The sequence below is a fragment of the Hoylesella timonensis 4401737 = DSM 22865 = JCM 15640 genome, from assembly GCF_000455445.1.
GTDB classification, from domain to species: Bacteria; Bacteroidota; Bacteroidia; order Bacteroidales; family Bacteroidaceae; genus Prevotella; species Prevotella timonensis.
Map to the genome: position 1 here is coordinate 50,660 of NZ_HG417097.1, position 23,912 is coordinate 74,571.

The 23,912-nt window shown below is 44.5% G+C and carries 10 protein-coding genes and 1 pseudogene; 7 read left to right on the forward strand and 4 right to left on the reverse strand.

Going from position 1 to position 23,912, the window contains the following annotated elements; genetic code table 11:
• The coding region (locus BN35_RS13935) for a hypothetical protein (protein WP_218916340.1) at window positions 1-183 on the forward strand (183 nt) is incomplete at its 5' end.
• A gap of 83 nt (window positions 184-266) precedes the next feature.
• On the opposite strand, the gene BN35_RS08635 is transcribed toward BN35_RS13935, so the two are convergent.
• The 3 genes from BN35_RS08635 to BN35_RS08645 all read right to left on the reverse strand — a co-directional run bounded on the left by BN35_RS08635 (window position 267) and on the right by BN35_RS08645 (window position 14,018).
• The gene (locus tag BN35_RS08635) at window positions 267-1,097 is read right to left on the reverse strand and encodes a hypothetical protein (protein WP_028901222.1); all 831 of its coding nucleotides are present in this window, start codon (window positions 1,095-1,097) and stop codon (window positions 267-269) included.
• Window positions 1,098-1,175: 78 nt separating this feature from the next.
• Window positions 1,176-11,033: a toxin TcdB middle/N-terminal domain-containing protein gene (locus BN35_RS08640; RefSeq protein WP_257009515.1), complete on the reverse strand. Its 9,858-nt coding sequence runs from the start codon at window positions 11,031-11,033 to the stop codon at window positions 1,176-1,178.
• A 12-nt stretch (window positions 11,034-11,045) separates the two neighbouring features.
• The gene (locus tag BN35_RS08645) at window positions 11,046-14,018 is read right to left on the reverse strand and encodes a hypothetical protein (protein WP_025072783.1); all 2,973 of its coding nucleotides are present in this window, start codon (window positions 14,016-14,018) and stop codon (window positions 11,046-11,048) included.
• Between the two features lie 622 nt (window positions 14,019-14,640).
• Here BN35_RS08645 and BN35_RS14350 point away from each other — a divergent pair.
• The 5 genes and pseudogenes from BN35_RS14350 to BN35_RS08675 form a co-directional block, all read left to right on the forward strand.
• A pseudogene (locus tag BN35_RS14350) lies at window positions 14,641-14,898 on the forward strand (helicase); the annotation flags it as partial.
• Window positions 14,899-15,249: 351 nt separating this feature from the next.
• On the forward strand, window positions 15,250-18,294 hold the full coding sequence (locus BN35_RS08660) for an esterase/lipase family protein (protein ID WP_004348470.1): 3,045 nt from the start codon (window positions 15,250-15,252) through the stop codon (window positions 18,292-18,294).
• Window positions 18,295-18,303: 9 nt separating this feature from the next.
• Window positions 18,304-18,933, forward strand: a complete 630-nt coding sequence (locus BN35_RS08665) for a hypothetical protein (RefSeq protein ID WP_004348469.1) — start codon at window positions 18,304-18,306, stop codon at window positions 18,931-18,933.
• A complete protein-coding gene (locus BN35_RS08670; protein ID WP_007173257.1) occupies window positions 18,930-19,238 on the forward strand; it encodes a hypothetical protein in 309 nt (102 codons plus the stop codon). The genes BN35_RS08665 and BN35_RS08670 overlap by 4 nt, the downstream gene beginning before the upstream one ends.
• 10 nt (window positions 19,239-19,248) lie before the next feature.
• Window positions 19,249-20,334: a M12 family metallopeptidase gene (locus BN35_RS08675; protein ID WP_004348468.1), complete on the forward strand. Its 1,086-nt coding sequence runs from the start codon at window positions 19,249-19,251 to the stop codon at window positions 20,332-20,334.
• A gap of 183 nt (window positions 20,335-20,517) precedes the next feature.
• Here BN35_RS08675 and ltrA read toward each other — a convergent pair whose 3' ends face one another.
• Window positions 20,518-21,924: a group II intron reverse transcriptase/maturase gene (gene ltrA, locus BN35_RS08680; protein WP_004348467.1), complete on the reverse strand. Its 1,407-nt coding sequence runs from the start codon at window positions 21,922-21,924 to the stop codon at window positions 20,518-20,520.
• Between the two features lie 126 nt (window positions 21,925-22,050).
• Here ltrA and BN35_RS08685 point away from each other — a divergent pair, with 126 nt between their 5' ends.
• Entirely contained in the window at window positions 22,051-23,286 is a 1,236-nt protein-coding gene (locus BN35_RS08685; protein WP_044071398.1) for an IS4 family transposase, read from the forward strand.
• The last annotated feature ends 626 nt before the right edge of the window (window positions 23,287-23,912 follow it).

The following is a 23,912-nucleotide window of genomic DNA, read 5'->3' on the forward strand; positions in this document are numbered from 1 at the left end:
CCGAAGCATTCTTGTAAGCTCATTTTTCCTTTGTTTTGGGTTACAAAAATAGCAAAAGGCAGAGAATTTTCCCTACCTTTACGCCTATTTTATAATCAAATTGATAATCAGATGATTATTTCAACAACTCCCGATTTGAAGCATTACCCATCTTATTCAATATTTAATTCCGCCAACGGGTAATGTTTTTTCATTTTCGTAATCCTTTCAAAATAACAGTTCTTTCGCTTACTGGAATTTCTTTACGTCTTTTGGCCATTACCGCATTATCTAAATTTTAAATATGATGTTACGCTCATTCCATCCGTCATTTTATATTTCCCAAAATTGGTAAACTCAATGGTATCAATCTTGTTATCTTTTAATTTTAATATGATCATTGTTATATCACAGTGACTTAACTGCTTCAATGATTGGATATATTGTTTATCTACCCAAAGAGAGCGAACCGCTTCTGGATGTATGACGCACATTACCTTATACTCTGTTAAGGTTTCAAGTGGGATTATTCCCTCTATCCCCACTTTTCTATTTAGCACTTTGATAGGCATACCCACATATATGGGGAGACCAATTAACCTATTTGTCTTCAATATACCCTTGGACAATTGATACGGAGCAGATTTTATTGGTATTTTTTCATAAATAAGAGTATCTGATGAAGATGTGGCATAAAATCTTATTGGAAGATCATTGTCAAAATTAAGATTGTACCTTGAATATACCGTCCTTGCTCTACTTTTTGATCTTATTGATAATATATTCGCCCCAAAAAATATTGGGTTATCGGATATAACTACCAACGTATCATTAATCCCTAACACAAGAAACAACCTGTTTTCTACACTTTTCTGGTAGTATTCTTCGTCTTGGGGCCAAATCCGGATACCATAATATGTTACATTGCTCTGAGAAAAATTAGTTGTTATAGAATCTGTTAGTTCATTATCTTCAGAATTTAGAGGACTACAGATTGGAGACTTTACTTCTAGTGCGTCTGTTGATTCATCATTTTTATAATTCAATGAGACTCTCGAAGAGCCAAGACAACAACTGCACATAAATACATACAACATCAAAGATAAGGACTTCTTCATTTTTAGAGTGTGTCAAAAGTTAATTAAAGGTCTGTGTTATTGAAAATCTTCAATAACACAGAGACTTACATAACATTATTACTTTTTCCTTGATTTAAGAATTAGGGTATGTTTAATTGGAGCATTAAAAGTTGCTCCTTCTCTATTATAGGACCTACTTTTAGGTCGATATGAAAAATGTCCTATGGCTCCCAAAGCATTGTCAAAGTTTCTTGATGCCGTTTTTGATTCATCAGCATTATAATGGATCGTATTTCCATTAACAGAATACCCAGAGGATAAAACAAAGCATCCTTCTGTCCAAGATCTTGGATTTGTTCCTCCATAGTGGAATCTGATTCCTCGATTACTTACGTTTCCTCCAACTCCAGGTTTTATCCATTGTGATCCAGCCGTCGGATTAATTATTGGATATGTTCCATCAGGAATCCTTCGACCACTTCCGTTCTTTGTACTTGGCTCTCCTCCTGGAGCAACATAGAACCCTGTGCCATTATCTGCTTCTCCAGATATATGATACACTCCTAGTGTATAACTGTCTTTTGTTTCACCTATTTCCAAGTTTAACAAATTCACTCGCTTCCCATGCTCTCCTTGTGAAAATTCATAGGTTTCTTTTTTATCTCCATTTGCGACATTAAAGACGTCATTTCCATCAGCTATTATGGGTGCATCTATCTTCCATTTTTTATTAACATAGGATATATTTATTGTGTCTGTGCCAATAGGATCAATAAAAGTAATTGGATTATAGGTATACGCATAACTTGAATTTCCATAATTCTTCTCTTCCAATAGATCCGTACTCATCCACAGGCTCAACCTCGGCTCATAGTACCTCGCACCATAGTAATACATCCCCGTCTCCTCATCAAACTCTTTGGCGTTGAAGAGATAAGGCGTGTTCCAAGTGTTGTTGCGCTCCTCGATGAACACTTCTCCAAATGGCACATACTCGATGTGTTGCGATACTTCGCCATCAAGGTTGGTGATATAGCTACTGCTACCCAAATGATCAGGATGGTAGTAGAACTGCATCTTCTCGTAGTCGTCGTTGGGCTTAAAGTTGCCGTTTGCAGCCCTTGTGCGTGCCATTGCCCTTGCCTGTGCAGCCTCCGGAGTATTGTCGTCGCAGCAGAAGCCCTTGCCGTTCACATAGTCGTCGTTGTCCTGACCGTTGTAGGCGATGTCAAAGGTACGATAATTATCCTTGATTGCCTGCAACTGCTGACCATATTTTGACTTATAATCAACTTTCAGACCATCAGCCTCATTGCCTGCATAAGGAATGCGACGTGGATCGGCACCGTAAGATGCCAAATCACCTAACTTAGAGACGATGCGCTGGCTACCGATGTAGATGTGCTTGGTGTACTTGCCACCCTGTCCCGCTACCAAGTATGGGCTGACATAGAGTGAGAAGCGTGCCGTACCTGTGTTACCGCCAGAGAACTCGGAGTTCACATAGATGGCCTCGTTCTCGCCACTAGTCTTCACCGTGCGTTCCCCGTCGGCATCATACCAGTAGTTGCTCACAAAGCCGTTCTCGTGGACCGCGAGGAGTCTGTTCTCTTCATCCCACTTGAACTTCTGCTCACTGGCCTTCTCGTCTTCCTTACCGTCACGCTTTACACGGGAGGTATTGATATAGACAAGGTTGCCGTTGGCATCGTACTCATATTTATGGCCGTTATTGATGGTCGTGCTGTCTGTCGGAGTCTCCTCCGTGCGGTAATTCATGTCACGGACGTTGTCCAACTGGAACTTATGACCGTCTCCCTTCTGATAGGTGTAGGTCAGGTCGTAGCCCGCGTTGAGCGTACCATCGAACTGAACACCGCTCTGCGAGAGGTGTTGCTTCTTGCTCGTAATGCGGTGCATGTTGTCATACCCCATGGCAAGGGTATAGGTAGCCGACTTGTTGTCCGCACCCTTGTATGTTCCGCCTGCGCTCGTCAGGCGATACAGTGCATCGTAGCCGTAGGTATGGCTCATCTGACCGCCCGCCTTGCCACCCTGTGGCAGTGGCGCGTTGTTGGCAACCGAAAGTACGTTGCTCATTGCGTCATAGCTGTAGGCATTGTCCATGATGGTGCCTGCCTTGGCATTGACCACAAGGTTCTGAAGTCGGCGACGCTGTGGGTCGTAGGTGTAGAACGTCTCCGCCCCGTTGCAGTACTTCAGGTAGTTGCGCTGCTCGAACTTGTCGTAGCCAATCTTGTTCACATAATCATAACCATAGGACTTGTAGCCGCGCACGTGAGTGAGCTGTCCGCCGAGGTTGTAGTCGTAGGTGACCTTCTCCTCGTCGGGATAGACCATCTCCAGCAGTCGGTTGTGGCTGTCGTACTTCCACTGCGTGACGTAGGTGGCGATTGCCTGATTGGGCACAATCATCGTTCGGCGGGTCTTGACAACTTCGCCCATCTTGCCATAGTAATATTCGATGGCACCACTACCGTCCTCGCGAAGCATCAATCTGCCGATACGGTTGTAAGAAGAGTTGATACCACCGTAATGGTACTTCACGTTGTTTTCCGGATGGTCGGGATAGTTAATCGCTGTCAGACGACCGTAATCGTACTCGTAATTGATGGTCTTACCCTCTTTTTTGAGGTTGGCTGTTTGCTTGGTGAGCACATTACCCAAGGCATCGTAGGTAAAGGTGGTGATACCGCTTGCAGGGTGATTTACCTCTGTACGACGATCGCCCATATCATAGACGGATGTCGTTACGTTACCTTCTGTATCTGTTACCTTAACCAATCGGTCGATTCCGTCATACTCGAAAGAAGTGGTAATGATACCATCAGGTCCGCTGAGTTGCTCGGTCTTCACGGTCTTGCCACTACCATCGGTATAGGTTGCCTGACGATTACCCAACGCATCAGTTACAGTCGTTACGAGTGCATTGCTACCTGCGTCCGTAGAGTATTCCGTCTTGGTCTCAGCATTGTCTGGAAGTGTTACTTTCATGGCACGGTCAAGCACGTCATAAACCGTTACGGTTGGCGACACGTTGTCAAAAGCCTTGTTGAAAGTTGTCTTGCTGCCCACTGCTTCGGTTACAGGGTAGTAAGCCTTAGCCACACAACCGAAAGCATCATAGACATTGCGTCCGCTGACAATCATCACGGTCTCGTCTTTCGGAGCACTACCCTTGGCAGCTGTCGTTACCACACCATCTTTCTTCACCTGAACGGGACGCCCGAAGCCATCCACGAAGGTTACGGTCTCCATATCATCGCTTGGGTGCTGTATGTCGTAATGTTTGGTCACTGCGTACGCAGGTGCAGTGATGCCATTGGTGCCGAAAGTAGCTTTAGGCTGATAGTCAAAGGCAATGATGTAAGGCACACCTGTAGCCAACTCATTAGGCCCACGCACAGCTTTCACACGTCCGAGGTTGTCTATATCCGTTTCATAATAGAAGTGGTTGAGATCCATACGGCGGAGTGCCATGCCATAGCGGTAGTCGAAGTTGGCAGCCTCGCTACGGTAGCCAAATGCATCGTCTACACGCTCCACATACATATTCATCACCGGCTCATAGCGGTAGGTATACCACATGCGCTGTCCCTTGCTGTTAGCAGGAAGCGTGGTCTTGATGATGTTGCCGTAAGCATCATAAGTATAGTCAGAGACGGCTTCGCTGCTTCCGAGTTGTTGTTTAATCTGCGTAATATGGTCGGCATAGTTCAAATCGTAAGTCGCAGAAACTTGATGATAAATCTTACCATCACCGCCCGTTACGGTTACGTTGGTAGGTAGCCCGAAGATATGTTTGTTATCATTGTGAGCATATTGTATTGCGGTTTGGTAGTCGAACTTACCCGAACCGTCAGCACCCAACTTACCCTTATCACTGAACTTGTAGGACTTCAATTCACCATGATGCCCTGTGAGGTAATACTCATTCCAAGCCTCTGATGTGGTGATGCCAGTTGCCTGTCCCTCATACTGCTTATTGGCGGTATAGCGTAGCGGTACAAAGGCAGAAGCGCGGTCGCTACAGAGCTTGGTCTGCTTGGTGAAAGTGTACTTGTCGCCATTGGCAGTGAGGTAGTAGCCGTCGTACTCATTACGTGTCTCGGTGTACTTGTTGCCTTTGGCATCCTCTACAGATACTCCAAGCTGATTGCCCTGTGCATAGTAGGTGGACACATCGTAGAGTTGCACAGCCTGACGATAGACTGCGGACTCTCCCTGTTCGGTGTCGATATTCTTGGTTACGACCTTACCAAAGCCGAGGAATTCACGTTCGTGGCGGTCTTTCTGACCATTGGAATAAGTGAAGAGTGTCTTCATGAGTGGTCCGTCGTCGTGGATACCATCATCAACGGTCACGGAAGACATCACCCATTTACCACCGGGCAGGCCGTAGGTAGGCGTGCTGTGTTCGTAGTCCAGTGTAAAGGTTCCGCCAAGGGAGTTGGTCACGCTCTTGAGCATGTTCGTTCTGCCGATGGCAGAGCGGGTTACTTTCAGTTCACTTTCCTTATCGGATTCCACAATATCGAGGTAGCCGTCGCCGTCTACGTCTTGCAAAGCATAGTTGTTACGATTTATACTATGACTGACAGAAACAACTGGATTTATGGAAATTTTGACAGGAATTAACTTTGGGGTAAAATTGACAGTAAATGCAACTTCAGCTCCCTCTGAAGTTGAGGCTGATTCGCTAAGAGAAGAAAGCCCTTTCCACTGAATGGCATCCATAAAGCCATTACCGATATTAAGTGCCACCATAATAGTCTTGCCATTGCGCCATACCTTATCTGGCAATCCGTCAGAATTTACATCAGAGAGATTATATTCTTCTCCATTTTTAGAGGTTACAACATTATATCCCCCGGCGAAGCTTGATGACCCCTTATTGAAGCTACCACCTATATTGGCGTTATAAGTAATTCCCTTACCTCCTTGTATTCGATCAATTCCCCAATCAATCGGTTCTGTGAAGTTGTACCCTAAATTAAGTCGAACTTTATTTCCCTTAATAATTTTATCAGGTAGACCGTCTCCATTCACATCCATGAATGTTTCTGTGCTCCAATCCTTGTTAGAGGGAGGAATACTGACAGATCCAGACATACGAGCTTTTGCCTTGTTGCTGGAGCCTTGGTTGCTGGAATGATCCTTTCCTTTTGCAATATGAGCAATCGTAGAACTTATCGAAATAATAGGGTCGCTTCCCAATGCCCATCCTTCAGACTTGTTCTCGCTGCCGATGGTTCCAATTCCACTATACTTTTCTCCACTGATACCTCCTTGCGAATTTGTATATTGTATGACTCCCTTTTGAAAAATATCCGGGAAACCATCCCCATTGAAATCCATCATGGTGGAGCGAGTTACACTCTTACCACTTGCATCATTGTATGTAAAAGCAATGCCTGTCTGATTGACATCACTTGTTGCAACCATTTCCTGTGTTATAGCTACAGCACCGGTTCCTTGTAGACACGTACCGGAAACTCCTGCTATATCATCAATATGTTCGAATGGGTTAGTTAATATTACATTTTGTTCAGTTAGTCTTGAAGCCCCAGCCTCTTTAGCTGTAAGGTACAATTCTGCTCGTTGTCCTATCCATCTGTCAAATGAACTTTGGTCTGTTCCTATTGGTACAAATGCCATTGTCAAAGGATCCATCTTGGCATCCTTGCTATCGGGGAGCTTCAGCAGTGATTCATCAATAGGTTTGCTATACCTACCTTCGGAAGCATTATAAACAAAACCACCCCAACCACGATACATTGTGCCGAAGCCTTTGTTCTCTGTCTGGGCATAGAAGCCTGCCTGTGCTGTTCCTATGCCACTGACAGTAGCTGCAGAAGTTACTGTCTGACCTGAGATGTTACCTGAATAGAAGTAATCTATCCATATCTTGCCTGCACTGACACCGGTGATTATCAGAGGATCTCCTGAAAGACTGCCACCACTGAAAGTATAAATCTTCTTACCCAGCAATTTGTCCACAGTCTTGACGGTCATTGTCACTGTTCCGTTTACCATCGGAGGCAGCATCGTGATGCTCGGAGTAACAGTCAGGGTTGAAACATTGGAAGCAAGTACTACAGGTTTACCTTCACTAACCATGTCAGCAAAGAGAACATAATGGGTTGCCCCTGTCGTACGCTGCCTGCTTCCATCCTTGCCTATGGTCTCTATTTGTGGGGTCCACTTTATTTTCGACCAGTCCACATTAGAAGAAGAACTGATTTCAAAGTTTAGATTTGTCAAGCCATCCGGATTAGGAATCGTCTGTTTAATTTCTCCGTCAAACGCTTCATTCCATACTAAGGTACGGGTATAGATTTCTCTTTTTTTATAATTCGGATTATTATTACCCAAGCTGTCTTTTAACTCATTAGATGCGACAATTCTGAGCGTAACGTCATCTGTTGTGACGGGTTTGGTGAACTTACCTGACAGGTTCAAAGAAGTGCTCTCTGCCACATTGGTTAGTGTATTGGCATCATAAACAGCACCCTCCTGAGGTTGATAAACAGTGGTAGATAATCCGCCGGGGAGTGTTTCTGCCGCACCTGTATAGGTAATGACAGGCGCCCATTTCACGTTGTCAAAGGCACCGTTGCTTGTTTCCTCCGTACCAGACTGGACACGGAAATAAATGCGGTCGCCTTTCTTGACAGTGATATTCTGTGCCGTTGCATTATAAGCCGTTGCATCTCCTTTGGTAATTTTCTTGTTCCAGAGTTCCGTACGACCTTTCTGAATGGCTACGCGCACACCATCAGCATGAGCATACTCATCGGTATCGTATTCGCCTGTTGGAGTAATCAAACTAACTGTACCCGAGATGCTGATGATTCCATCTTTAGGTGCCTGCCATACACGTACCATATCTTCCATCGGAGAGGATTTAATCAGTTCTGCTTGCTCGGCAGGATCAACCTCCCCAATAGTTTTATCTATTTTCTTGGCATCATAGATGATAGGGCTTGGTGTATCGGCACTGCTAAGCGTAAAATGAGGAATAGCATGACCTTGTTCGTCAATTTCTATATGATTAAAATAAACCTTACCACTAGAAACTATATCTACAAGCCCATCACCATTAACATCGCTGAAATATACAGAGGTTTTGGTAGTCGTGCGAGAAGTACTTGTAGCAACAGTAGCCATGATATACTGCCACCCAGCCTTGATGGCAGGTCCTCCAGAGAAAGTATTACTGGATGAAGCAGAAAATTTAGAGATACCAATAACTTTGATAGGTTCTCCATAGGTTATTTTCTTTTCGTCTGTGCATATTTGCGGACGATAGTACACAGAACCTCCATCCTGATATATCTTGTCGGGTAATCCATCTCCGTTAAGGTCTGCAAAAGTCAATAATCCCTTAGAATTATCATGAGAGTAATTAAAAGAACCACCAATAGTGCCACTTGTTGAAGAACTTTGATCATCAACTCCTGCTCCAGCATAGAAAGAACCACCATAAGAAAGGCTTGTTGTTCCTCCTAAGGCAGTAGGTTTGTCGCTGAATATGCCACCAACTTCTTTGAGAGGACTTATAAATCCTGCGTCAAGGCCGTCATCGTGCGTATTCCATGTTTCCTGTTTTTCCTTAAAAGGCACATACCCCTTAGCAGCCTGTACATCATCATAATAGTCAAAATTCTGATAAGACACTTCTGCACCTTTGTCGTCGAGTTGCTTTACACCCGTAAGCACATCTTTGTTGAACGCACCCTCGCTATAGGTAAAGGCATAACTGCGGAGCGTACTTCCTTGGAAGTGCACCGTTAGCTTCTCTAACAAACGATTCGATGAGGTTAGGAAACCATATCTTGCATTGTTGTTTTTGAGTCGTTTGATTTTGCTGCCCTCGAAAAGCACCACTGTGTGGGGTGCTTGTCCGCTATTTCCGGCACGTACTTCCTTAAGATAAATGGCTTTTGCCACAAGTCCACCACGAACAGGTTCGTCGGCTGTCTCATAGACGTATTCGATATAATCACCGTGTGTTTCTTCCACATGTTTGAGCTTCCATTCGGTAATCACTTCACGGCTTTGACCGCTTGCATCGGTGATGGTACCTTTGAGAACGGCACCTTCTCCACCATAAATATATTTGATTCCTTGTTTGTCGGTTACTTCCCAAGTATAGTCGGCAGGAGAATTACCCTTTCGGATAATACGGCTGAAGTCTCCTCCCTGCCGAGTGTAGAACTGTCTGTCCGCTTTTCGGTTCATCTTCTCACCACGGTGAGCCACACCCATCTTGCCATCGTCACCCATCGTGGAAAGCATAGAGCCCGACATCAAATAGGTCTCGGTTTCTTTACTTGTATCGTATCTTGGGACACCCCAGCGAGTATCCAACGTAATAGAAGGAACAGAGAGATTCCAACCCTCTCCAAGCCATCCACTACCGCCTTCACTACTATACTGTATGCCCAAAGATGGAGCCATGCCATTGCGGGCAGGGGGCATCTCGAAGCCATACTGTAGATTGGCAGAACCTCGGTTGTTAGCCGTAGGAGGAGTGATGAGATTGATTTTTGTCGTTGGGTCTGCCGCCTTGATGTCATTCATCATCGTCGGCGTAAATCCGTCGGTCTGTGGAGATTCCGGTGCCTTGATTACACCATTGATCATATCGGTGAAGTGCGTCGTTTTCGATACCACGCAGGCTGTAGCCTTATCCACCCTCACACGTTCCAAAGCCACCCAGTGCCTGGTGTCTTGGTCGAAGTAATAGGTATTGATGTCGTCTTCTGTAAAACCGCTCGGGATTCGCGTGCGGTCGTATTTTATCTTCACCGTTGCACCCTTGCCCTCGAAGTGGTTGCCGTGGGGCAGAAAGCGGTAGCCGTCTCCCTTGGCGGTGACGTTGGTCATGCCGTAGTCAAGGGCAGGAATGTCCGTCTCGCGGAGTGCCGTGATGGAGTATCTGCCATCCCTTGCGATGTCCGCAGCCTTCACGGAAAGGACGTTGCCGCCGATGGCGATGCTGTCCGCCCTGTGTGCGAGGAACTGCTTCTCCGCCTTTCCACCGACGGACACGAGGGCACGGGCATAGTCCGCCCTGCCTCCTTGTATGGGTGTTATTTTCCTACTGATGTTCCTGCCATCAATGACTGCCGTGAGCTTGAGCTGTCTGCCCGTCGATGGCACGATGCCCTCGAATTCTCCGTCATGGACGGTGATGGTTGTGCCGTTCACTGAGATACGGCTTGCCTTCCCTCGTACGAAGCCGTAGAGGTAGGTCTGACCGTCATAGGCTATGGGGGCGGAGGAAAGGATTATTTCTTCCTGCTTATTGGTATTAGTCTTTGTCTTAGCATCCGCTACGGTTTCGATATGTACGTTCCTGACCGAATAGGCGTAGGAAGCATCCGTCGGAATGGTGAAGAGGACGGTGTTCCTGCCGTCCTTCAGCCACTCGGGGCTTATTTCCTCCCTGACGGTCTTCCAGTCCTTGGAAAGAACCGTAAGGTAGCCGCCGACAGCCGTGCGATCGTTGATGCTCCTGCTGATGCCCTGACCAGAACTTACGCCCTTGAGGTCATAGACCAGCCATGCGCGCATATTTGGAGAGACTTTCTCGACTGTTATCTCGAAGATGTTGTCCTCGGGGTTGTCCGAAACCCGTCCGTCGGGCTGTCCTATGATGCCCGAGGCATGATCTGCCGTGTAGGTGGTCGCCATAACGGAAGAAGTTGCTGCTGTCGTCTTTGACTTATCTTCCTTCCTTGCCGTCCGTGATATTCCCTGCGTAGCTTTTTCTGCGTTATGGACGTTCTTCGTGAATGTCTCGGTCTGTGCTGCCATGGATTGTGATATACTCGTGCCGTTGTTTTCACGTGCACTGTCCTGTCCCTTGTATATATGCGTCGCAGCGATGGCTGCGGTGATGGCTGTCAGTAATGCCGCCGATATGAGGTAATGCTTTGTCTTCATAGCCGTTGGGGTTTAGTAGGTTGCCATTATCTTCTTTGTGAATTCCTCTTCTAAGGTGAGCGCTTTAACGACGTACACGCCCGTCTGCGGTACGGTGAAGTCGGCACGCTTTATGGTGCCTCCCGCCATGTCCGTCCGGCTCAGCAGCCTTCCCGATGTATCATAGACGAGCAGTTCGGTATCGGTCTCCTTGGCAAGTCTCAGCTCGGCACTGAACGCCATACCGGTCCCATCCTTCCTTGTCACGGTGAGGGCAGAATGGGCTTGCCTCTCGATGGAGGAGGTGTTTTCTGCCGACCTTGCCTGTGCCTTGGGCACGTTCGGGCTGCACTCGCTGCCGATAATTACCGCCATGCTGTCCTCGACAGCCTTCCTCGTCTCGTAGGCCACGCCCCTCGAAACGCTCGTCAGGGCGAAGTCTCCACCGTCGATGCTCAGCCCGTCGATGGTCGAGAGTCCCTTGTTGAAGCCCATGCCGAAGAGCCAGCCGAGACCGGCTTTCTTGGCCGCACGGTGGACGACGATGCCGTTTACCGTATAGCTTACCGTGTCGGGGGTGAAGATGATGCCGAGTGCGTCACCTCCATTCAGGGTGACGGCAGCACCCATGGGCTTACCCTCGACCACGACTTGTGCCGTGGCATTCTTCACGTCGAAGCCGTGGAGGATGTTCTTTCCCAGTCCGAGCGTGGTGCAGAGTCCCGCCCTGTAGTCGGAGGTGAGCGAGGGAATAGTCCATGTGACCTCTCCCTGCTTTCGGCGACCGACCGCATGGGCATACTCGACGCCTCCCGTGCTCTCCGCCGTGATGTCGATGCCCGCGTTCTGCTTAATGAGCAGACTGTAGTTTCCCGGGAGCAGGTTCTTCACCGTGTATGTCTTCGTGGTGAAGTTTCCCCGTGAAGCTACGGCACCTTTCTCCATATTCTCCACGGAGTCCGCCAGCAGGCTGTATGAAAAACTCGGCAGGCCGACCACCATGCTGATGTCAAGGCTGCCGTCCTTTCGCGGCTTTCCGCCCGTGCAGCTCGCATCGTGCGGTGTCAGCCGTGCCAGTATGCCGTCGAAGCTGGCGAAGGTGAACGTGTCGAATCCACTGCCGTCGGTGTCCATGAAGATGTTGTCGAAGATGAGTTTTTCACGGCTCGCGTCCTTGCGCGAGCATCTGATGATGATGTTTTCATGTATGTCGGTCTTGTCGCCTGCGTTTCTGTCTATGAGCATGAAGACGTTGCGGTAGTCCGCACCTGCGAACTTGTTGCCTTTGGCGAGGACTCCGTATCCGAGCTCGACCATGTTGCCGCTGTCTCCGAATCCATTTCTGCGCAGTCTTGGGATATTTAATGCAGTCTCGCCGCCTGTCGTCTCGAAAATCATGCAGGCTGCCCTTGCCGTGCTTTCAACGGGTATGGTTATCTGCAACTCCTTGCTGCCCCTGCCGTCGATGAGTAAGGTTACGCTGTTTCCTTTTCTGCGTACGATGAAACTCTTTCCGCCCGTATTGCCTGTTAAGACACGATTCTGTATTGTTCCGTCCTCTACGATTCGGATCTCACCCCGTGCGCTGACGTTGAAGCCGTATGCGCACTTCGTGCCCGATGCCTCGGTGAAGCCCACGTTGTAGGCGGGATGGAGTCTCGGGTTGGTGTACTCCATCGTACCGTTTCCCGTGTCGAGCGGGGAACTGACGATGTATGCGCCCTCCTTGGGCTCATTCTGCGACACTGCATCCATAAAACCGTCGGAGGTGACGGTGATGCCGTTCTGCGTCCAGATGTCCTTCCTGTACTCGGTGGAGTCGATGTTCGTCCTGACGAGCCACCTGCGGTTCATGACGTGCCACGGTGTTTTTCCTTCCGTCTCGACGGTGGTCGTGGCGGCATTGTCGTCGCCCCATATCATAAAGCCGCCGTCGGGCATGGGAGAGCCATCCTCGCGTCCCATGACGAGAAGGCGTTGGCTCGTCGGCAGGCCGTATGGGTCTGCGTCTCTGAAGCTGTCGTATGTCTTTTCAGTAGAGTATCTTGGTGCTTCCTCGTAGCTCGTCGTGGAGAGAGGCTGGAAGAGGTCGCCCGCATCGTCACGCCCGATGCCCGTCACCCTGTGGTGGTAGGCGGCGCTTTCGTCCCTGTCCCATGAAAGGTTGCCAGTCCCCGTATAGTATGAGCCGTTGAGCGTGATGCCGTATCTGATGGCGAGATAGGTCTCCACCTGCCTGCGCTCCAGCGGCGTGAGCGTCCTGCCGTATGCGATGAGCTCGGGCGTGTAGCCATTGAGCGCACCGCCCCCGAACAGGGACTTGTCAAAGGCTGTCGAGAAATTGACGTCTCCGTCCCTGTATGTTCCCGTGGTGATGGTCGCACGTCTGCCTTCTCCCCACACGGAATGCACGGGGGCGTATGCCCTGATGTATGAGACGATGCGGGGACTCGTGGACTTGAATACCTCTGCGGTCTGCCTCTCGCTCCCCGAATAAAGAAGGTCCTCGCCGGCCGTGCTTCCGTAGTCGAGCGGTTCTATGCCCTGCTGCCCGACCGCCTTGTCCCTGCTCACGAGGCTTCCCGCACCCTTGCGTCCGCTGACGGCATATAGCACCTCGTCCTTGTTATAGGCGGTAGTCGTCGGGGCAAACACCCCGATGACGGTCATCTGCGCGAGGTTGGAGTATTTCAGTAGACTCTCCTTCGGCTGATTCCCCTCGGAGAAGTTCAGGGCGGGGTTGAAGTTGAAAGTCCGTATCCATGTGTGCCGCTGCGTGAACTCACCACCGTAGGCTGCGCCCTTGGCATCGTAGAAGTTGGTTCTCACGGAGTCGCCCGAGAAGTCGCGCCAATGATAGTACCCCTGCAAGTCTGTTGTCAGGGGGACAGTCTTCAGCCATGCCTCCGCACCGCTGACCTGACCGGGTGACTGCGCACGGGACTGCACGGGAATGAATAAGGCTGTAACTATTAGAAATGCTGTTTCGTGTAAATGTCGTCCCATAAGTTAATACTGTCTATGTTCTTTTTCAGTCTGATAAGATACCCGCAATAAAAACGGTAAAGAGAGAAAATCCGTAAAATAAAAGTGGGATGGATTGTATCGTGTGTGCGAAAATTGATTAATGCAAAGCCTTTTCGTAGAGTCCTGCATATCTCCCTTGACTGCCGAAAGTGGCGTTCTTTATGTCAAGGGGGCTGAAATTGGTAAAATCAACGTTGTCTTCATAAGCATGAACGTTTAAGTTGTTTTTTCCTAAGCGCAAATATAGGTTATTCTTCTTTAATTTGCAAGGAATTGCACAGAAAAAATTTATTTTTAACACGCAAAAGGATGATGAAGACAATAAAAAGGAAGTTTTTAACAGCAAATTCACGATGAGATGGGCTTTGGGCATAAAACGGCAATTCAAGTGCGGAAAAATGAAACGGACTGATGAAAGTGTGGATTTCTCTTGTTTTCATCGAAAATAAAGACTACCTTTGCAACGTTAGATAAGTGGTCTTTGAGGCATTGCAGAATAAAGAGAGGAAAAGAAACACGCTCGTTTCCAAATCGTTCACCTTTTATTATTCTATATTATGTTTTCCTTTTGTAATCAGCCGATTACATTCGCTCCTATTACTTTTATGCGGAGATTTGTGACTTCCGCACGGCAAAGGACATCGGTATCGACCGTCCCGAGAAAAACGAGATACTGCACAACATACCACCTACGCCCGAACAAGAGGTATTTATCGGCAAACTGATGGAGTTCGCCAAGACGGGCAATGCCACACTCTTGGGACGTGCACCACTGAGTGAGAGTGAGGAAAAGGCAAAGATGCTGATTGCAACAGACTACGCCCGCAAAAGATTCAATAAATTTGTATCTTTCAGATAACCAATAAAATAAGAATGAATAAAGGGTAAAAGGGTTACGACTTGGAAACGAGCGAGTTTCTTTCCCTTTCTTTATTCTGCAATGTTTCAAAGAACCTTGTATTACAGCTTCAAAGGTAATAAATATGACAGTGCCATCCAATGAAAATCAGACATTTATTTTTGTTGGTTTCTTACATTTCATACCATATCAACTTTCTCTTCACTTGTTCTTCCTGTCATTTCCATATGTAACTATTCAGCAATAGCCATACGAATCGTTAAATATTAATAAATATACAACAAAAAGTTTGCAGGTTCAATTTGAAATACTAAGTTTGTACATACTAGAAACCACAAAGTTAACTTTTATATGAAACACGTAAACAAGCATTTGTCATTGAATGATGAGCGAAAGCTTATCAGGGTTCGTTTTTGTGCATTCATTTACCTAATTCTCTTAAACATTCCTATCTTGTGGGCTCAAAGTCTTGTAAATAAAGGCAATCCCTCTGACCTTAGAGTGCAATTGGATCAGATGTTTGGTAAGCTCGATAGGAAGATTGTACCGACGGGTTTTTTATTGGACTATGCAGAAGAGTATGAAAGTTTGTCAAAATTCAGTCCCACTAATGGTAAGAACGTTGAACAAGAGTGCGATTTGAAAACTTATGTGGGGTTGGTAGAAACATTGAGGTCGGCATACTTATATGGAAATCCCTTTGAAACGTATGATAAAATATACAAAAATAGAATCAAATCTTCTCAAGATGGGCGGATTAACATCTGTGCATTGTCTTATGATTATGCCCAAATAAAAGCTAATGCTTTAAAGGATGGGAGTATAACTTATACAAATGGAATTGTAAAATGTAATAATCCCAAAGCTTTTCAGGTAAAGAATGTAACCGCAGGAAGTATTCTACAAAATGTATGCAACACAAATAATATAACCTTTTACTATCACAAAGATTTGGCTCTTACAAATACAGGCATTAGAAGAGTTGAAGTAGATTATGGTAAAGGTTTTATTGATGTGTATAATTCTAGTGCTAATGCCAAATTACAAAATGGACGTCATAAAATAAGAATCAAAATTATCGCTTCCGATGGAAACGCAAGTATAAGTACAACCTGGTTGGATGTAATTGTTGACAATAATCTGAACAAAACTAGAGCTTCACTATACACGCAACCAATGCAACTTTCTATAATGGGCGATGCTTATAGAGGAATTTCAACAAAGGCAGACGTAACTATAATTCCATCTAAAAGATGGAATGGAAAAATATCTAAGCCTTTTATTTTTGTCGAGGGATTTGACCCGCGGTTAAGGAATAATACGGTAAATCGTCTTTCATACGTTTCTGCATACTATAAAGATTGGAATGATTTCGTTAAGAATAACGATTACGACTTTATTTATGTAGATTGGAATACCCCAGAACAATATATCCAAGCAAATGCCTATACTTTAATCAAGGTAATTGAGACAATAAATAATATGTCTGATGAGAATAGTAGTCCTACTCTTTTAGTAGGTCATAGTATGGGTGGATTAGTAGCCAGATATGCACTTAAAACCATGGAGAATAAAAGTGAGAAACACAATGTTGGAACATATGTAAGCTATGATTCTCCACATTTAGGTGCAAATGTCCCAATGGGACTTTTACATGGTTTTTATGGTATAAGGAAATTTTTACATGACAAAAAACTTATTGACAAACTCATAAACAAGTTTGTAGATGTTTCCGATATGTTGAGTTTAGGAGAAAAAATGGCTTTTTCTACAGCAGCTCAACAGATGCTCTGTAATAGTATAGATGCTGCAGGACATCTAAACAACTCCTTGCACATTCAATGGCAGGAGGAATTAGATAAGCTTGGGTTCCCAAATGGAGACAGAGGGAAACAATTCCAAATGCTTGGTATTTCAAATAGTGATTATAACACAGCCTATGTGCCCAAAAGCTATATTAGCGCAAATGGCGATGTAGGATCTTTTTCATGGGTTGATGCATTTTCACCTATTACAGGGATTGCATTAGGCGTTAGTTTTGAAGATATAATCTTAGGATTAATAACAGCACTTCCTGGCAGAACATCAGCCGATTTAACTTTTGAATGTCTACCTGGAACATCTGTGGGTCAAAGGGTTAATAATATAAAAATATCTTTTGAAAAAGATTTCCTGTGGACTATACCTATTACGAAAAGTGTATTCAAATACGAAGGATACTATAATAGTAATTTTTTGTATGATACATATCCTTCTTCTGTTGTAAACTACCTCTCTACTAGTAAGGGTGACAATGTTGGTGGCTTTGTGCCTTATATAGGCTATGCTTATGCTGCTTATGGTGTATCTGGAAAAATTCCATTCATTCCTGCATCTAGTGCATTGGCTCATAGAAATCCGACTTCTACCCAGTCTTTTATGAAAATGCCCAGTCCTTCAGAAAGTGCTTTTGGTGGCAATGTGTTCATGGAGTCAAATGAAGCATCCAAACAGCATATGGTTTTCTCAAAAGAAGCTCAAAATTGGATATTGTCACAGATTACGCAAGTCATTGATGGTCCCTCATTCGGTTATAGTGGTGCCAAATACATGCTAAAAGGCATATCTGATGGTGTTTCATGGTCTGTTACAGACCCCTCTATAGGAACCATTGATCAGAATGGTGTCTTGACTGTATTGAAGAATGGCGTTTTTTATATTTCATGTAGATATAATGGCATCACTTATAGTAAAGCTGTCTATGTTGGAATGCCAAATTATATTCTCTCTTCAAGTCACGAACCAAATGGCTTTTTGGTAGAAGCAAAATCATTTGGTGAATTATACAAGAATGATATTGATAAAATAAACGAGATATTAACATTTAGATGGGGCGTAAAGTTTCCTAATCAAAATATATATTGGATAGACACCAACAGTCCTTCGGTGTTTGTACCATTAGATGGTAAGAATGCCGTAGTCTACCTTAAAGTCGTTGACCTTAACGGTAATGAGTCTCCTATTCAAAATATCAAGTGTGAAGCTAAGGATGTGTTTTATGCTTCTAATAATAGATTGTTAATGGATAAAGCACAAAAACTGTATAAAGATGATGGGACACCATATTCTTATAAATATGGAAAAATCTACTTAACTCGAGATGCTTCGTTACCAGATCAATATCAAAGTGCCATATGGACTTCTACAAAAGCAACTGTTTACAGTCCCTTTAGTAGTACTTATACAATACCAGTTTCCCGTGGAGAAATGTCTATTAAAGACATTCTGCCACAAGAGGAAATGAATTTTATAACAAGTAATACTCCAATAGGGAAAAGTTGCCTTTATACAATAGCGTTGCTAAATCCCGAAGACAAGTTTATACAATTTATCCCAGTAACAGTTTCATTAAAATAAGCATTGAATATGTCTACGATTAAAATTATATTCGCAGTCTTGTCATTAAGCATTTTTGCAAGTTGTAAACAAGACAAAGATGGGGCATTGACTGTCTATTGTCAAGCTAATATCAATGGTGACAACTATAGAGATTATTTTTCCTTGCAGGACGCATTTCTACCTGTCCAACCCACACTCACTCTTATGCCGAATTCTAACAGGTTGGGAGTGGTCAATGATAGTATCTTTGCATTTCAATTTGCTTTGAGGAATGATACCAATAAAGTTTTATTAGTAGGAGCCTTCATTATTCCCCAAAATGAAAACTTTCCTGTACTAAATAAGGAATACCTCTTAACCAAAAACGAGAAATACGATGAAGACAGAACAACCGACTATCATCTCATGCATTTCTTGGGTCAGGTCAATAATAGCGGAGAAAGAATAAATGGAATTGCTGCTTTTTTTGATTATAGTAAATATTACCTACTTACAACGTCAATTGATGGCTACGTGACCTTTGATAGATATGATAGGCAATCTAACAAGCTCGAAGGCAATATATATCTTGATTCACAAGGAAAATTGTCAATTTCATACACAGTGAAGGCTCATTTCTCAGATGTTCTAACCTCTCATAATATAACATTGCAATGAAAAAATCTATTTTCTTTTTATTGGCGGTAATGATGACAATTTCCTTCACATCTTGTTATGATGATATTTACCCTAATGTCAGTGACAGAGGTGTTTCCATTGACAGTAGATTATCTCCGCTTGATAGTATTAGCATATATCGGAGTCAAATAGATAAAGGGAATATGCTGAATAATCTTGTTCGTTTTGCAAATGGTCGATATTATCTTGACCTTACAAAAGATGATGCTGAGATTTTGGGTATTTCGTCTGAACTGTATAATAATGCTCTTCATAATGTAGAGCAAATGAACAACAATAAATAAATTTAAAACTATGCGTACAAACAATCGAATCAATGTTGCCATCATCATTATTATGACAGCATTGTCTGGAGTAATGATTACTTCGTGTTCAAACGAGGAAGCAACGCCCACTGTTGAATCTCAAAGTGTTGAACACGTAGCTTATGTAGCTACTCTAAGTCAAGAACAGCAAGTATTATTGGCGAGTACAGGTTCTCCCTATGGAGAGATTCCTCAGAAGGATGCTTGGTCATCCATCATTGCTCCTAGTATCTCTGCATGTTGGGGAGTGTTTGACGACCCCCGTATCTCAGCGTCAACAAGAGCTATGGGGATATGGGGCTCTTATCCTGCGCAATATTGGACCATGCTCAGGGTAAAAATGCTAAAGCTGCCGATGAAGATAAAGGACGGTGCAATTCTTGCTATTGATGAAATAGAGGAGCAAACAAATGTGCGTTTCTATAATTCTATTGAGGATCAAGAGTTTTTTGAGCCATACCATATAAAACTACCAAACATAGCGGTTCGTATGGATGCAGGAAGAGAAGGTAGTGGAAGTTATGGTCTCGTTGGCGGTGAACAATATATCAATGTACCTACATGGCTTGAAAATGCAGATGCAAATGAGATTAAACGCTTTTTCTTGCACGCTTTCTGCAATGCTGCAGGTATGTTTAACGAACAACAGAGGCCAGATCGTGATAATTATGTCAAGATTTATCTCGAGAATGTAAAAGATAATTGTAAGTCTGCGTTCGACAAGATAAAAAGTAATTATACTACTATGGGAAACTTTGATACCTCGTCCATCACATTAGCTTCATCTAAGGACTTTTCAAAGAACGGTTCCAATACAATAACAACTAAGACTGGGCTTGATATAGCGATTAACTATACTCTGTCAACACAAGATAAGCTATTTTTGAACTCTCATTATCTTCCATATATTGCTCGCAAGGACAACTATACGGAACTAGATAAAAATGTTTATAACCAATATGGAAAGTTGTTGACAGAGGAAGAAAGATTGCAATTACAAAACCAAATTAATTCTCAGAGAGGACTGTATGGTGAACCTCCAGTAGAAGGACGTTTAACTCGAGTAGCATGGTAGATCAGTGGGAAAAGCACTTCTTGCTAATTCAAAATGTGGACTCTGTAAATAAACACAGTTTCTGTTGATATTAATGTCAGTAATCGAGTAGGAGGTAAACACTAATCATAGGTGCTTATCTCCTACTTTCGTGTTCACCGACCTCTCACACCACCGTACATGCGGTTCCGCATACGGCGGTTCCTATTTTGGGTGCCATTCGAGATACGACCCCATTAAAGTGGCATAACCTGCTGAGCGTAGTTTATTGTTATCTATCGCCCTTGTTAAAATAGGACTATCAGCTATTCGCCAATAACCCTTGCGAGTATTACCCCATTCGTATGCTTTGTATTGATTGATACCGCATTTGATGAGGTTTGCCACTTTTGTCTTGGGTTTCTTCCAAGCCTTCCATATACACATGCGAATTCTACGTCTTAACCATTCATCTGTGTCAAGTAAGAGACGTTTCATATTGGCAAGGTGATAGTAACCTACCCAACCTCTTATGTATTCTTTCAGCTTTTGCTTTCTCTTGGCATATCCCCATCCGTTGCTGCGACTTGTCAGTTCTTTTAGCCTTGACTTCATCTTGGCTTTGGACTTTGGGTGTACCGTGAGTTGGCATTTGCCGTTCATTACATAAAAGGAGTAGCCGAGGTATTTCACTCCGCGCACATACGACACTACGGTCTTTTCCTTGTTGACTTTGAGATATAGAGTTTTCTCTATAAATCGGGTTATACTCTCCTTTACTCGCATTGCAGCCCTTTTGGACTTGCAGAATATCATCGAGTCGTCGGCATAACGTACAAAGGGAAGCCCTCTGCGTTCAAGTTCTTTGTCCAATTCATTGAGCATGATGTTACTCAACAATGGACTTAGCGGTCCGCCTTGGGGAGTTCCTTCCTCGCTCGCTTCAAACAAGCCTTTGTTCATTACACCACTTCGGAGATATTTGTGTATAAGACTGACCACTCTGCCGTCTTTTATCGTACGACCGAGGATTTCTATGAGTTTGCTATGGCTCACGGTATCGAAGAAGCGTTCAAGGTCAAGGTCTACTACATATATGTAGCCTTCGTTGATTATCCTTTGCGCTCCTCGTAGTGCGTCATGGCATCCTCTTCTCGGTCGGAAGCCGTAGCTCGTCGTGGAGAATTGGTTCTCATAGATGGGAGTCAGTACTTGGTTGATGGCTTGTTGCACCAAGCGGTCTACCACTGTAGGTATTCCCAAAAGGCGCATCTTGCCGTTGTCTTTGGGTATTTCTACCCTCTTGACTGGGTTCGGACGGTAAGAGCCGTCCAGCAAGGAACAGATGAGCACATCCTTATTGGTTAAGAGCCATGGATGCAGCTGCTCACATGACATCTTGTCGATACCACCACATCCCTTGTTTCTCATCACAGCCTTGTAGGCTCGGTTGAGATTTGCAGGGCTAAGGATTTGCTCGAGGAGGTGTCCCTTGTCAAATGGTACTTCCACGATGTTGTCTTCGCACATCCACATGAAGGTCTGCACTCCCCCATACCATTTGGTTTCCGACCTATCTCTTTGGGGACAGCCATTAACTTGGGATAATGTTTTCTGCATTCTTGCCTTCATAAGGTATGTTTCAATTATATTGCTGTCCGGTAAAACTTTATTAAACAAAATAATTTAGGGCTGACACTTCTCACGAGGTGTCAGCCCTTTTGGTTATCTTTGTTTTTACTAAAATAAAACATAACCATGAGCAAAGATAGTCATTTTACCGGACAGCCGGTCTATAGTCAAGTATTAAAGTTACTCGACAAGGAGAAAATTCTTCAAATAAGCCGCGAAACGAAAGGAAGCGAGGCTTATGTGAAGCGTTTTGACGGTTACCAACATCTTGTCGTAATGTTGTTCGGCATCCTCAAACACTTTGATTCTCTGCGCGAACTTGAGATAGGCATGAAGGCGGAGGCTCACAAGCTCGCACACCTCGGAACGAACTATCTAGTTCGTCGCAGTACGCTTGCAGAAGCCAATATACGCCGTCCTCAGGAGTTCTTTGCAAGTGTCTATGCATATCTACTGGAGAAGTATGCCAAGTTTTTAGCGGACAGCCGCCCTGCCAAGAGTTATAAGGGGCAGACGCACGAGCCTAAAGACTGGGAGAAGCTGCTTTACATGATGGATTCCACCACAATAACGCTCTTCGACAACATACTCAAAGGGGTTGGGCGGCATCCGAAATCAGGCAAGAAGAAAGGTGGCATGAAAGTGCATACGGTTATGAAGTATCATGTCGGCGTGCCGATGGTGGTGCAGCTCACATCCGCCGCTAAACACGACCATTACCTGCTAAAAGAGGTGCATCTGCCAAAAGACTCCACTTTGGCAATGGATCGTGGTTATGTCGACATAGCACAATTCCAACGTCTTACAGAAGAAGGCGTTTGCTACGTGACAAAAATGAAGAAAAACCTTAAGTATGAGGTACTTGAATCCGTTACGTATGTCAATGCAGAGGGCCTCGTAACGCATATTGATCAGAAAGTGCTTTTTACAAGAGGAGAGCTCACCCACGAGGCACGAAGGGTGGAGATATTTTACGAGACAAAGAGACCTGTTGTACTATTGACCAACAACTTTGACTTTACTGTTGAGGACATTGCTGAAATCTACCGCCTAAGATGGGCTATCGAGTCGTTGTACAAACAGCTTAAACAGAACTTCCCGCTTCATTTCTTCTATGGGGACAGCGTCAATGCCATACAAATACAGACATGGGTAGTCTTGATTGCGAATTTGCTGATAACAGTCCTGTCAAGAAGCATCAAGAGGCATTGTGCATTTTCGCAAGTTGTTACCATGGTACGGCTTATGCTTATGTACTACGTTGATTTTATCGCATTCATGGAAAATCCCGAAAAAACTTGGAATGATTTCCTTGCAAAGGAGATGCAAAAAGTACCGCCAGAACCAAGTCTTTTCGATTAAGAGGGGGCTTACTTTTGAAAAAATAAACCCCGAAGTCCAATTTTACTGGGCTTCGGGGAGGATATTTATGCTCTTTTGAGTTTTACCGGACAGCAATATTTCAATTACTATCGTTTAATATATAGGTTCAGCCCTTCATGGAGCGCTATCGAGTACTCCACTACTATGGCGTCTGCTGACTTCTCACGGCAAGCTTTACTCCGCTTCTTTCGTAAAAACAACTATTTGAAACGTCCGTGAGACCTCCTCGGATAAGAACATTATCTTTCCATCTTATACCTACTTCATTTTTTCGCTAAGCTCAAGGAAACTCCACCAACCATTCCGAATAGCTATAGGACTTTGATTTGTTATGCAATCTTATCCATGGTTATATGCCTTATATGAAGTTTCTGTTCGTTAGGTCAGATGTTTGCCGCCAGCTTCCTTCAGATTTCATCTCACGATGAACACCCTTGCTCTTGGCTATGTAATTCCCGCTATTAGGGCTTACTCGGGACTTCCACCCGTTAGATAATGCTCATGCCGAGCGTACATAATAAGCATAAAGGCGAGGATAAATCCTCTGCCTTTTGCTATTTTTGTAACCCCAAACAAAGATAAAATGACCTTACAAAAACGTTTCG

Excerpts from the sequence above, each read along its gene's own strand:
- BN35_RS08645 (WP_025072783.1), bottom strand. The coding sequence starts at position 14,018 with ATGGGACGACATTTACACGAAACAGCATTTCTAATAGTTACAGCCTTA.
- BN35_RS08635 (WP_028901222.1), bottom strand. The coding sequence starts at position 1,097 with ATGAAGAAGTCCTTATCTTTGATGTTGTATGTATTTATGTGCAGTTGT.
- ltrA (WP_004348467.1), bottom strand. The coding sequence starts at position 21,924 with ATGAAGGCAAGAATGCAGAAAACATTATCCCAAGTTAATGGCTGTCCC.
- BN35_RS08670 (WP_007173257.1), top strand. The coding sequence starts at position 18,930 with ATGAAAAAATCTATTTTCTTTTTATTGGCGGTAATGATGACAATTTCC.
- BN35_RS08660 (WP_004348470.1), top strand. The coding sequence starts at position 15,250 with ATGAAACACGTAAACAAGCATTTGTCATTGAATGATGAGCGAAAGCTT.
- BN35_RS08665 (WP_004348469.1), top strand. The coding sequence starts at position 18,304 with ATGTCTACGATTAAAATTATATTCGCAGTCTTGTCATTAAGCATTTTT.
- BN35_RS08685 (WP_044071398.1), top strand. The coding sequence starts at position 22,051 with ATGAGCAAAGATAGTCATTTTACCGGACAGCCGGTCTATAGTCAAGTA.
- BN35_RS08640 (WP_257009515.1), bottom strand. The coding sequence starts at position 11,033 with ATGAAGACAAAGCATTACCTCATATCGGCGGCATTACTGACAGCCATC.
- BN35_RS08675 (WP_004348468.1), top strand. The coding sequence starts at position 19,249 with ATGCGTACAAACAATCGAATCAATGTTGCCATCATCATTATTATGACA.